We start from the raw sequence: 13736 nt of genomic DNA, 5'->3' as shown, positions 1-13736 counted from the left end.
ATCGCATAAATGCCATCCAGGTACTCGGTATTTACAGTCAGGCTGATGTCGGTGCACGATCTGGAGGATATTAGAGAGGTTTTGCTCTACAATTACACAGGGAATTATTACTAAACAGGAACGTTAAAAGTGAATTCAGAAACAGCCGCGGTTGATTTGCAACAACAGGCAGAAATATATTTAGCTTTAGGGAAGTTGGATCGGACGATCGCACTTTGCCACCAAATTCTCGAATCCCACCCCGATTCCGCCGAGACTTGCAAAACCTTAGGAAAGGCGCTGCAAGCTCAGGGTAAGCTAGAAGACGCTCGGTATTGGTATAAAGTTGCGATCGCCCACAAACCGGATTTTGCCGAAGCTTTTGCTAACCTCGGCACCCTCTGCGCTAGTTTGCAACAATGGCAAGAAGCGATCGACTGTTACCAAAAAGCGATCGCCCTACAACCAGACTTTGCAGGATTTTACCGCAATTTGAGCCGGATATTTACCGAAGTCGGTCAACCTGAGCCAGCAGCCGACTGTTGGTATCAATCACTCAGCGTGGAACCGATCGACATACCGGAAGAATATCTAGATTTGGGCAATACTTTGTTGGCGCAAAACAAGCCACAAAAAGCTCTAGTTTGTTACCACCGCGCTATTTATTTAAACCCTAGTTGTTGTGAAGCTTACACCAAATTAGCCGAAGCTGCTAGCGCCCTAAAACAGTGGGACGAAGCTATTGTTAACTACCGCAAAGCTATCAAGCTGCAACCGGATATTTCGGAGTTTCATTACAAATTAGGCAATGTTTTGCAAGCCAATAAACTCTGGCGCCAAGCCGAAGCTGCCTACCGCGAAAGTATTGAGCTGAATCTGAATTCTTTTTGGTCTTACTACAATTTAGGCAGCGTTCTGCTCGAATTAGAACAATGGCAAGAAGCTATTATTGTCTACCGCACGGCTGTGGCAATTGACCCAAATTTTTCTTGGTCTTACTACAGCCTCGGTGAAGCTTACGGTAAATTAGAAAAATGGTCGGAGTCCGCCGCAGCATACCAGCAAGCTGTTGACTTAGATCCGAATTTTTCTGGTTCTTGTCACAAGTTGGGAGATGCGCTTTTTCAATTAGAAAACTGGTCGGAAGCTGCGACAGCTTACCAGCGGGCGATCGCTCTTAATTCAGATTTTTTTTGGTCTCATTATAATTTAGCATTAACTTTAGTTAAACTCCAGGATTGGTTGGCAGCAATCTTGGCATACCAGCGGGCGATCGAACTCAATCGAGACTTTTCTTGGGCTTACCACAATTTAGGAGAACCGCTGTTAAAAACCGATCAGTGGAAAGCAGCAGCTACTGCTTATCAGCGCGCTATTGAACTCAACCCCAATTTTTCTTGGTCTTATTATAATTTAGGCGATGCTTTGACTGAGATCCACAACTGGAACGAAGCTGTTTCTGCTTACCTTTGTGCGCTGCAAATCGAACCGGATCTCCCCAACATTTACGCCAAGTTAGGCGATGCTCTCATCAAAAGAGTGCCGTCAGGTTTAGATCCGGCAACGAGTTACTATCACCACGAATTGCAGCCGCTGCACGCTCCTGAATTTTACTGCGAAACAGCCCAAAAGTTTGCCGAGAGCGATCGCCCCGACGCAGCTACAGTCTTGTACTTGATGGCGTTAGAAATTCGGCCGCAAGATGCCGCAATATCCGGGAAATTGGCGGAAATTTTGCAGAAAAAGGACTTGGCGGGCGATCGCAGTATATTATCAGAGTTGGAGAATGACGATATTCGCGATCGCTACATTGCCCGAGTCGTCAAAAATCAGACTTTTGCAGAAGTCGGGGGATTGTGGGGCACAGTCAACGAAAAAGTATCCGTAGCAAGCAAATACGGTGCAGTTTCTCTGACAATGATTGATGTCACGCCGGCATCCGCACACATTTGGGATGATTTTCGCGATCGCATGGCAAGTTTAAATATTGCTAATTATAATTGTATCAGTCAAGATATAACTCAGATTCAGCTTGCAGAAATTGGTGAGCCTTACGATGTCGTCCACTGTGCAGGAGTTTTGTACCATCACCCCCACCCTTTGCAAATTTTAATGAGCTTGCGTCAAATAACAGGGCAGTATTTAATCTTAACTTCAGCAATTACCCAAGAACTTATAGAAAACGAGCGGGGACGCTACGAAATTCCAGCTTCTGGGGTAATCTTCATTCCCGCTTTGGGCGAAGCAGAACGAGCTATCTTAACAGCTTACTGGCAGCAGTACACCTACGGCACACCAATTCTCGGAGTAATTGATAAAGCCGTTTTTGACATCAACGACTTTGGCCCTTGGTGGTGGCTGCCTACAGCTTATGCTTTAGAATCTATGTGTAAAGTAGCTGGCTTTAAGGTTTTAGATAAAGGATTGACTTGGTACAATAACGCTCTGACTCTATTGCTGGAGATTTAAAGATTGTTCATTCAGTTGACAGTTGACAGTTGACAGTTGACAGTTGACAGTTGACAGCTTGAGGGCGACCTCTACCTAGAAGGAAGAGGATTGGAGTAATGAATCGTCTAATTTTAATTTCTTCCAAAAGGGAGAGGATTTAAACCAATTCTTTCTGGTAAACGAACAATTCCAAAAAATCCGCACAAACAAATGATAGAAAATTCTATGTCTGAGATGATTCCTAGTTCTATTTCCCCAATATTCCTACTAGAACCCAGTCTGTTTTTAATTACGAAATAAAATATACGAACCGCACCCGAGGGTTAGGATTTTATTAATTACCGAAATCCTTGCTTTATTGCTTCTGACTTCTCTTCTACATATAGCGGTTCTCAAAAAAGTGAGGTATGCGCTATGCGCTATGCCCTATGCCCTATGCCCTATGCCCTATGCCCTATGCCCTATGCCCTATGCCCTATGCCCAGTCGTACCTCATCTTTCTCAGAAAAGCTATAACTAAGCCTTATTCCATCCGTTACATCTTGTGTTACATAATCCATTGCCGAACTTCCTTCTTCCTTTATATTGGGAAAACACTCAATGAACAATCAGCAACCAGAGACGCCATTAGGAAACATTTTAGTAGTAGACGATACGCCAGAAAATCTGCGCCTGTTGTCTACAATGTTGACTCATCGGGGGTACGCGCCCCGCTGCGTGATTAATGGGCAAATGGCTCTGAGAGCCTGCAATTCTAATCCGCCCGATTTGATTTTACTCGACATAATGATGCCGGAAATGAACGGCTACGAAGTGTGTCAGCATCTAAAATCTGAACCTAAAACTCGCGAAATTCCGGTAATTTTTATCAGCGCTAAAGATGAAGTTTTCGACAAAGTAAACGCATTTGCAGTAGGAGCAGTTGACTACATCAGCAAGCCATTTCAGTTTGAAGAAGTGCTCGCCCGCATCGAAAGTCACCTTACCCTGCGGAACTTACAAAAACAGCTAAAAGAACAAAATGTGCTGCTTCTAGAAGAAATCACCAGCCGTTTAGCCGTTGAAAAAACTCTTTACGAAAAAAACCAGATTTTGCAAGAAGAAATCAGCAACCGCCTCGCCGTTGAAAAAGCCTTGCAAGAGCAAAATTTGCTCCTCCAACAAGAGATATCGAACCGCAAGCGCGCTGAATCTGCCCTCTTAAAATCTAACCAAGAATTGGCGCGGTCGAATGCCGAACTAGAACAATTTGCTTATGTAGCTTCTCACGACTTGCAAGCGCCTTTAGCAACTATTGCCAGCTACGCTCAACTTTTAGAAAAACGCTACAAAGACCAACTCGACAGCCAAGCTATTAAGTTTATCACCAATATCGTTCAGGGCTGCACGAGAATGCAAACTTTAATTGACGATTTGCTCGAATATTCGCGAGTTGGTCGCAGTCAGAAACCCTTTGAATTGGCAGATTGCAATCATGTAGTCCAGCAAGCAATTGCCAACCTGCAAGGGGCTATCCGCAACGATCAAGCAGTTGTTACCTACAGTGAATTGCCAGAGATAATGGGAGATATTTCTCAACTGGTACAGCTTTTTCAGAATTTACTCAGCAATGCAATTAAATATCGCCACGATGCACCGCCTACGGTTCATATTACCGCTTCCAAACAGGAGGAGAACTGGTTGTTTTCTGTGTCAGATAATGGGATTGGGATTGCTCCACAGCATCAAGAACGCATCTTTCAAATTTTCCAGCGCTTGCACACTCAAAGAGAATATTCTGGAACAGGTATTGGTTTAGCAATTTGTCAAAAGATTGTGGAACGTCACGGTGGATCTATGTGGGTGGAGTCGGAACCTGGTCAAGGTTCAACTTTTCACTTTACTCTCCCTTAATCGAGACATCAGGCACGCACTTATAGCGGTTATCGGAAAGATGAGGTATTGACCAATTCATTAACAATTCCCCAATTCCGCAATCCCCGAATCCTCGAATCCTCGAATCTCCTAATCTCAAATCTCAAATCTCAAATCAAATTTGTACCTCATCTTTCGCTCGAAAGGCTATATAGCGGTTCTCAAAAAAGTGAAGTATTCCCGATGCCCTCTTTGCCCCATGCCCGATGCCCTATGCCCTATTCCCGATGCCCTATGCCCTATGCCCATGAGTACCTCATATTTTTGAGAAAGGCTATATCCAGAAGCTAGATGGCAGGAGAAGCTGAATTAAATCCTATATTTTCAGGGCGAAGCTTGAAGGTAGCAGTTAAATTGCAAGTTAGAATAAAACATATTTCGCGTTGACAGCCGAGTGAATTTGTGATATAATTATAACTCTTAAACACAAGTTTTGTAGCGTTCAGTCACACCGCAATCCGATCGCCGATGTATGTGTAGGTGCAATTCGATAACTCCCCCGGAAATAAAAGATAAAATCCAAGTTAGCTTGAGACAACTTTTAATTAATAAATATTATGAAAGCAGTTTTTAACTTAGCTGTACCTCCTACGTGCTTCAAGGTTCTGTTAGTAGAAGACCACCCTCAGGAAGCTGAGCTTATTGAAGATTTGCTGTCAGGAATTAGCGGTCGGCAGTATATATTGCTGACGAAAGTAGAGTGCCTCAGCGAAGCGCAGCAGCGATTGAATCAAGAAAGTTTTGACATAATTTTATTAGACCTTTCACTACCAGACAGTCAGGGCATCGAGACGGTGGCTCGGATACAAGAGTATGGGGTAAATGTGCCGATCGTAGTTTTGACTGCCCAAAACGACGAAGAGCTGGCGCTGCGGTTGATTTCGGTGGGCGTACAGGATTATTTAGTCAAAAGAAAAATCGACGGCGAACTGTTAGTGCGATCGCTCCGTTACGCCATAGAACGCCAGAACAGTCAAGATGCTTTGCGAAAAAGCGAAGAAAAATATCGCTCGGTGGTGGAAAATTCCCTGATCGGAATTGCCATCGTCGCTCCAATTATTGACCCCGCAATTGCTGAAAATTGCAATTGGATTGAAGTTAACGACGCTCTGTGCGATTTGCTCTTATACGATCGCGACGAACTCGTGCACAAGCATTGCCTGGAGCTTACTCATCCAGAGGATTTTGAGGCCAATTTTGAAAAATTTTCTCAGATGTTAGCAGGTAAAACCGACGGTTACATCTCAGATAAAAGGTGGTTTAGAAAAGATGGCGAAATAGTTTACACGCGAGTTTCGCTGCGCTGCATCCGCGGCCTAGATGGATCTATTGACCGGATAATTGAAGTGGTGTTGGACGTGAGCGATCGCTACCGCTACGAAGCACAACTGAAAGCATCTGAAGAATTTTTAAACCACACTCTAAATGCGACCCCAGATCCAATTTTTGTCAAAGATGACCAGAACCGGTGGATGATATTAAATGATGCTTTTTGTCAGTTGATAGGGAAATCTCGACAAGAACTGATCGGCAAATCAGAATATGACTTTCTTCCAAAATCAGAAGCGGATGTTTTTTGCAGAAAAGATGAAGAATTATTGGCAAAAGATATCTGTTTGGAAACAGAAGATAAATTCACCGACACTGCGGGAAAAGAATGGATAATTTCTACCAAGAAAAGCGTTTTTAAAAGAGCTGATAACAGTAAAGTAATAGTTGGCACAATCAGAAATTTTACCGAATACAGACGGCAGCAAATAGCTCTGGAACAAAGCGAAGCTCGATTTCAAAAACTCGTAGCCAACCTGCCCGGAGTAATTTATCAATTCCGACTCTCAGCTAGCGGAGAAAAATATTTTCCTTACGTTTCTTCAGGCAGTCGGGAACTTTACGAATTAGAGCCAGAAGCAATAGAGCAAAATGCAGAATTGATTTTCAGCCGAATTCATGCAGACGATCGCTTAGATTTAGAAGCATCGATCGCAATTTCAGCCGCTATGCTGGAACCTTGGCGGCAGCAGTGGCGGCAGATTATGCCATCCGGAAAAGTTAAGTGGCTGCAAGGAGCATCCAGACCGGAAAGGCTCACCAATCAGAGCAAATCTGGGAGCAAAGGCGATATTCTCTGGGACGGTTTAGTGATGGATATCACTGAGTTAAAGCAGGCACAGACAGAGCGCGATCGCTTTTTTACTATATCCTTAGACTTGCTTTGTATTGCTGGTTTCGACGGCTATTTTAAACGATTAAACCCTGCTTGGTCAAATGCTCTGGGCTACAGCAGCGCCGAACTGCTCGCCAAACCATTAATCGAATTTATTCATCCAGACGATCGAGTAGCCACTCTAATCGAAGCGGAAAAGCTAATAAGTGGCACGCCCAGTATTTACTTTGAAAACCGCTATATTTGCCAAGACGGTTCTTACAAATGGTTGCTGTGGACGGCATCGCCTTTTAGCGAAGAAGGTTTGATTTATGCAGTGGCTCGCGATATTACTTCTCGCAAAAAAGCTGAGTCGGAACTTCAGCGACAAGCAGTCGCTATGGGCGCTGCTCATGACGGCATTGCTATTTTTAACGAGCGTAAAGAATGTATTTATTCAAACGACGCTTATCTTAAAATGTACGGCTTGGCTAGCGCTAGCGAACTGTATGGGAAGAAATGGAAAATGCTCTACAGCCGTGCTGAAATTCAATATCTTGAACGTGAAATAATCCCGGTGCTCCAGGAAAAAGGGTACTGCAATATAGAAGCGATCGGTCAGCGGCGCGACGGTACTAAGTTCCCTCAAGAATTGTCGCTGACAATGCTTGCAGGGGGCGAGATAATTTCGATCTTCCGCGATATCACCAAAAGAAAACAAGCAGAATCAGAACTGCAATCTAGCCAGCGCCGCTATCAAACTTTGGCAGAAGCATCGCCGGTTTGCATATTTCACAGTGATGCGTTTGGTAATTGTCTTTATGTGAATCAGCGGTGGAGCGAAATCACGGGATTAAATGCAGAATTAGCAGCCGAAACTGGCTGGATGAATGCCCTACATCCCGATGATGCGGATCGGGTGAAGAATGAATGGTATGGAGCAATTATTCACAAAATTCCTTTTAAATCAGAATACCGCTTTCTGCGTCCAGACGGTCGGGTAATTTGGGCGATCGCTCAGGCGATCGCCGAAATCGGAGACAAGCACGAAGTTAAAGGCTATATCGGCAGCATTACTGATATTAGCGATCGCAAACAAGCTGAATTAGACCTACTGCGGGTGACTCAAGCCGTAGAAAGCACCAGCGATGCGATCGGCATTGCTGACTTGACAGGGCGATCGATCTACCACAATCAAGCCTTTATTCAGCGGTACGGCTACACAGCAGAAGAACTGAACGCAGCGGGTGGAGCAACGGCAATTTATCCGCAAAATTCAGTGCTGCAAGAAATGTTTAAAACGATTCGTAAAGGCAAATCTTGGCAAGGCGAACTCAAAATCAAAACTAAAAGCAAGGAACTGGTAACAACCTTATTTCGCGCTGACTGTATTAAAGATGAAACTGATAATTTAATCGGGTTTGTGGGAGTAATTACCGACATCACAGACCGCAAACAAGCTGAGATGGCGCTGCTAAAGCAATTAAGGCGAGAACGCCTGGTAGTTGCCATGCTCGATCGCATTCGCTCTTCCCTCAATTTAGAAGAAGTCCTCACCGCTGCTGTCGATCAAGTGCGGCAATTATTGCAAACAGACCGCACAGTTATTTACCGCTTTAATCCCGACTGGAGCGGCACTGTAGTTGTCGAATCCGTGGCAAAGAATCGAATTTCTCTCCGAGGTTTTAACAATCTTGACCCCTGTTTTAAAGATAAATTTGTTGCTATTTACCAGCAAGGCTGTATTCGAGCTATCGAAGATATTTATGGTGAAAATCTGAGCGAATGCTACATTAAAATTCTTGAAAATTTTGAAGTTAGAGCTAACTTAATAGTGCCAATTTTACAAGCACGAGAAAGCATTTACCCTGCCCAACCCACCGCAGAAAATCAACTTTGGGGACTGCTGATCGCCCACGATTGCAGCGGCCCCCGTGTCTGGGATTCCTCAGAAATAGAATCCCTGCGGCAATTGTGCGTGCAATTGGCGATCGCGATCCAGCAATCGACACTATTTGAACAAGCACAAACCGAAATAGCCGATCGCAAACAAGCAGAAGCAGCCCTAAAATTAGCTAAAGAAGCCGCCGAAACCGCCAACCGCGCCAAAAGCGAATTTCTCGCCAACATGAGCCACGAACTCCGCACGCCTTTAAACGGGGTTTTAGGTTACGCTCAAATCCTCAAAACCGACAGAGACTTAAGCTGCGATCAACAAGAAAGTCTCAGCAATATTCAACAGTGCGGTCAACACCTGCTGATGTTAATCAACGATGTTTTAGACCTTTCTAAAATCGAAGCTAGAAAAATGGAACTCTACCCGGAAGAGTTAAATTTTCTAAATTTTACGAAAAACATTGCGGATCTGTTTCAGATGCGGGCAGATCAAAAAGGAATTTGTTTCAATTACGAACAAGTATCGCCCCTGCCCACCTGCGTCCAAGTCGATCAAAAAAGATTGCGCCAAGTTCTGATAAATTTACTCAGCAATGCCGTTAAATTTACTAACAGCGGCGGAGTAACTTTCAAAGTCGGCTATGTCGGCACAGAGGCCTGGAGTCGCAGCCAAGGAGAAACATACGAATTCTCGCTTTTGAGTTCAGAACTCAAAGAAACTTATCTGCGCTTTTCCCACAATGCGATCGCAGCTAAACACGCTTTAAAAATCCGATTTCAAGTCGAGGATACCGGGACAGGAATAGACAAAAGCAAGTTAGAAGAAATATTTTTGCCGTTCCACCAAGTAGGAGGCAATACCTTTGTTGAAGGTACGGGTCTCGGACTCTCGATCAGCCAGAAATTAGCTAAACTGATGGGCAGCAAAATTCGCGTCAACAGCACTTTCGGAAAAGGCAGCACTTTCTGGCTAGATTTAGAATTGCCCGCAGCCAAACGCTACTTAGAGGTGTCTCCTTTGCGGGAAAAACGCTGGCTGGTCGGTTTTGTGGGCAATAAGCGGAAAGTGCTAATCGTGGACGACAATCAACTAAATCGCGATTTGTTGTGCAGGATGCTGGGGCGTTTGGGATTTGAAGTTGCAGAGGCACAAAATGGTCAAGAATGCCTCTACAAAGCAGTCAAATTTCAACCTGATGTGATTTTAATGGACTTGCAAATGCCTGTAATGGATGGCTTAGAAACTACAAGGAGACTGCGGCAGTTGCCGGAATTAAAAGATGTCGTGTTAATCGCTTTGTCAGCTAGCGTTTTCGAGTCGGCGCAGCAAGAGAGCATCCTTGCAGGGTGCGATGATTTTCTTCCCAAGCCGATCGAAGCAAATCACTTTTTGGAACAGTTGCGCGTGCATTTGGGACTAGAATGGATTTACGAGGAATCTCCGGAAAACCAAAATTGTAAAACTCCCAGTTTGTCACCAGCATCTGATTTTCCTGCTTATGCTGCTCTGTTACCTGCGGCTTCTGAGTCGGTAGCAAAAATTGTGAAACTTGCGGCTATGGGCGACATTGAAGAAATTTTTGAGGAGAGTGCTAAGCTGGAAAGTTTGGAACCAAAATTAGTGCCGTTTGCCACGAAGCTCCGCCAACTTGCTAAGGGATTTCAGCTCAAACAAATTCGGAATATTTTACAGCAGTATATCGATGGTTAGTAGTTATTAGTTATTGGTTATTAGTTATTGGTTATTAGTTATTGGTTGTCAGATCCAATCCCTCCGCTACGCTGGGCCCAATCCCTCCGCTTCGCTTCGCCCAATGCGTAACTCATGTTAGTGAGAAAGGCTATATAATATTCTGTTGTTTCACTGTAACAGCCAACCAAATAAATCTCCTACTGTCAGTTGCAATTCCCTGGCAAAAGATGGCACGGGCAATAACTGTTCCGGTTCGTCAAACACCTCGGTTGATTGAGCCGGCCGATATACAAAAACCGATCGCTCTTCTGGATCGATTAACCAACCCATTTGAGTTCCGTGTTTGAGAGAATGTAAAATATTTTTAGTAACTTTAGTTTGGCTTTGGTCAGGGGAGAGGATTTCAATTGTCCAATCCGGGGCGATCGCAAACACATTTGCCACACCGCCATTTTCGTTACGGGGAATGCGCTCCCAAGTGAATACAGTCACGTCGGGAACGATCGCGCGACCGCCAAAAACACACCGCAGTTCGGGAAATGCTCGCGCCACCTTTTGAGGTTTGAGAGCAGCATTAGCAGCACTTGTCAACTCGCCTTGAATTACACTATGTTCTCCTTGAGGCATGGGTTTTTGAATGATTTTACCGTCAATGTACTCGCTGGCTGGTTTGGTTTCTGACAACTTCAGAAACTCTTCGAGTGTCAAAGATTTTGGCAGGGTTTGTAGCATCCGATTTTACCTCTAAAATAGGAGTTTCATCCGCTATTTTACCAAAAAGGGCCCGACTCGCGCGGGTCTACTTACTTCATTTTTTCTGCTATATAGTAGTTCTCAAAAAAGTGACGTATGCCCAATGCCCTGTTTGGCCGATGCCCTGTTTGCCCGATGATAATATGAGAGACAGTTTTTTGAGAGATTTGGGATTGAAAATACTTTGCCTCAGTAACGGCCACGGAGAAGATGCGATCGCCCTTCGCATCTTGCGAGAACTGCAACAGCACCCGCATCCCCCAGAAATAGCCGTGTTTCCGCTAGTGGGCGAAGGGCAAGCTTTCGCTCAACTAGAAAACGCCTGCATCATCGGCCCGGTGCAGCGGATGCCTTCGGGTGGCTTTATCTACATGGACGGAAGGGAATTTTTGCGCGATGTCAAAGGCGGGTTGCTTCAGTTGACCCTAGCTCAGTTTAAAGCTATCCGCGCTTGGGTGCGATCGCCACAACAGTCTGGAAATCACAAGCCAGCAATCTTAGCTTGCGGAGATATTGTACCGCTGCTGTTTGCTTGGCTGGGCGCCGCGCCCTATGCCTTTGTCGGCACGGCTAAGTCGGAGTATCACGTGCGGGACGAGCAGGGGCCTCTGGCTGGCAAATCCCGCCCGTGGGCTTGGAAGATTTGGTCGCGATCGGTTTATTTCCCTTGGGAGCGCTGGTTGATGACTAGAAAGCTCTGTAAAGCCGTTTTTGTCCGGGACGCCCTCACCGCCGAGACTTTAGAAAAGCTGGGAATTCCCGCCTACAATCTCGGCAATCCCATGATGGACGGACTCGAACCGGAAAACCCCGCCCGTTTTTACGGCCCTGATGCAGAGTTTCGGGAAATGGAGCGATCGCTCGTCATCACCTTACTGCCCGGTTCCCGAGCGCCGGAAGCCTATGCTAATTGGCTGCTAATAGTAGAGGCTGTAGCCGGAATTTTGTCTCTGTTTGGCGATCGCAAATTGTTATTTTTCGGAGCTATTTCTCCCGAGTTAAACTTAGAAGCTTTGCGACCTAGTTTAGAATTTTTCGGCTGGCGTCAAGACGGCGAAACTAAAACCCAGCGGCGAGAAGGCAGTATTTTGCGACCTCCTGTTTCTAGCGCTCAAGAAATTAGGAAAGAATCTCCTAATTTGCTATTGCCCTTGACTTTTGTGCAAAGAAAAGCCACGATGATTTTAACTCAGCAAAGTTTTAACGATTGTTTGTACCAAGCCGATTTAGCGATCGCAATGGCCGGAACCGCTACAGAACAATTTGTCGGTTTAGGAAAACCGGCGATCGCCATTCCCGGAAGCGGCCCGCAATTTACTCCCGCTTTTGCCGAAGCTCAAAGTCGCCTCTTAGGCCCCTCATTAATTTTAGTCAAACATCCCGCCGAAGTTGCCGGCACCATCCAGTCTTTGCTTCGCGATCCCGACAGGTTGCAGCTAATCGCTGAAAATGGCTGGCGCCGCATGGGAGAAGGCGGTGCATCAGCCAGAATTGCCGAGTGTTTAATTCAACGGTTCGGCGAATCCAACAATTCTTAATTGTCTGGAATACACTAGGAATACAACAATATTGTCTCCCTACTCAATATCTTTAATTGCACTTTATTGAAAAAATATTGTTCGCTAATTACTAACTTCCGTCGTTCGTAGTGAGGACTTCAGTCCTCCGATTGGATGCGGACTCGCAGGGAGCATCTCATTTTGGTAAAAAGCATTTTTTCTTTGAGTGCGAGCTTAAGAGCTCGCGAGTATAATACCCGCGAGCTCTTAAGCTCGCACTACAAATGCAAAACTGAGATGCTCCGGGAGCATCGGGAGCATCTCAGTTTTGTAAAAAGCATTTTTTTTATTGTAGTGCGAGCTTAAGAGCTCGCGTATTGTACAATACGCGAGCTCTTAAGCTCGCACTGTTGTAAATGCAAAACTGAGATGCTCCCAGCGTACCTACCAATACTGCACTCGCAGACAATTTCAATTCGCCGTTTCTTCCGAAGATAAAACCCAGAAATCAGCCTAAGAAATTTTAAAATCCGACTTCACCAACACACCCGGTTCTCGCTGCATAGGAAGCACATCTAAAGTATCTAATTGCGCGCAATATTTTAAATCTTCAATCACACCCAAACCCAGGAGGCGCTGGCCGTGACTGGCTTTTTCCAACAATTCATGCAGCCGATCTTGCCAGTGCAGATAAAGAGCGATCGCCCCAAACACTTCATCGTTACCAGCAAAATCGATCGCAGGAATACCGCTTTCTGCTAAAAGACTTTGGGCGATCGCACCAGCACACACCGTATCCTCCAACGAATAACTCCCTTCCCAACCAGAACCCACAATCCAAATACTTTCCGGCTTTTTGCTTAACAGAAACTGCACCACAGATTTGCGGTTGTTCAAAGCCGCCGTCAACACCGTAGCAGCATCTTGCACTCGTTGCAGAGCCCGAGTACCGTTAGTTGTGCTGATAAAAATTCGCTTTCCAGTCACCTTTTCTGGCGGGCAGTCCAGCGGCGAATTCCCCATGTCAAAACCGTCAACTTTCGCGCCACCGCGCTCTCCGGCGCGAATCCGCTTGTCTCCAGGCCATTTTTCGCTCTCGGCCATCAGCTTATCTAAGTCGCTGAAAACTTGCACAGCTTCCGCCCCATTATTCAAGGCCGTCGCCATCGTCGTAGTCGCCCGCAGTACATCAACTGCGATCGCGCAAGCCGGCATCTTGTCTGCTGGCGTAAGTTCCGGGGTATGGTAAATAAAAAGCTTCACTTTTGGGGCTACCTGCAATAAATCCTCATACGTAATAATAATAGAATTTGTACCCTGAGCGTAGTCGAAGGGCTTTCTTCCTTCTTCCTTCTTCCTTCACCGAATAGCCGGGTTTGAAGCCCTTACTCATGAAGGCAGATTGTGA

The 13736-nt window shown here is 45.4% G+C and carries 6 protein-coding genes; 4 read left to right on the top strand and 2 right to left on the bottom strand.

Going from position 1 to position 13736, the window contains the following annotated elements:
• Positions 1 to 129 precede the first annotated feature (129 nt).
• From JGK20_RS08725 to JGK20_RS08715, 3 genes are all read left to right on the top strand, one after another.
• On the top strand, positions 130 to 2448 hold the full coding sequence (locus JGK20_RS08725) for a tetratricopeptide repeat protein (protein WP_293230090.1): 2319 nt from the start codon (positions 130 to 132) through the stop codon (positions 2446 to 2448).
• A 582-nt stretch (positions 2449 to 3030) separates the two neighbouring features.
• Positions 3031 to 4323 carry an ATP-binding protein gene (locus JGK20_RS08720; RefSeq protein WP_293174674.1) on the top strand — a complete coding sequence of 431 codons (1293 nt, stop codon included), beginning with the start codon at positions 3031 to 3033 and terminating at the stop codon, positions 4321 to 4323.
• Between the two features lie 578 nt (positions 4324 to 4901).
• Positions 4902 to 10094: a PAS domain S-box protein gene (locus JGK20_RS08715; protein WP_293216357.1), complete on the top strand. Its 5193-nt coding sequence runs from the start codon at positions 4902 to 4904 to the stop codon at positions 10092 to 10094.
• A 150-nt stretch (positions 10095 to 10244) separates the two neighbouring features.
• On the opposite strand, the gene JGK20_RS08710 is transcribed toward JGK20_RS08715, so the two are convergent.
• Positions 10245 to 10808, bottom strand: coding sequence for a Uma2 family endonuclease (locus tag JGK20_RS08710; protein WP_293174668.1), 564 nt, complete (start codon positions 10806 to 10808; stop codon positions 10245 to 10247).
• 164 nt (positions 10809 to 10972) lie between these two features.
• Between JGK20_RS08710 and JGK20_RS08705 the strand changes: the two genes are divergently transcribed.
• Entirely contained in the window at positions 10973 to 12367 is a 1395-nt protein-coding gene (locus JGK20_RS08705) for a lipid-A-disaccharide synthase-related protein (protein ID WP_293174665.1), read from the top strand.
• A 474-nt stretch (positions 12368 to 12841) separates the two neighbouring features.
• On the opposite strand, the gene JGK20_RS08700 is transcribed toward JGK20_RS08705, so the two are convergent.
• Positions 12842 to 13591 (bottom strand): 2-phosphosulfolactate phosphatase family protein, encoded by a 750-nt coding sequence (locus JGK20_RS08700; protein WP_293174662.1) that lies wholly within the window; start codon positions 13589 to 13591, stop codon positions 12842 to 12844.
• Positions 13592 to 13736: the final 145 nt, after the last annotated feature.

Origin of the sequence: Microcoleus sp. PH2017_05_CCC_O_A (genome assembly GCF_020738785.1) — a bacterium.
In the GTDB taxonomy this organism is placed as follows: Bacteria; Cyanobacteriota; Cyanobacteriia; order Cyanobacteriales; family Microcoleaceae; genus Microcoleus.
Note: the sequence above shows the minus strand (reverse complement) of the source record. Positions and strands in the feature narration are given on the sequence as shown.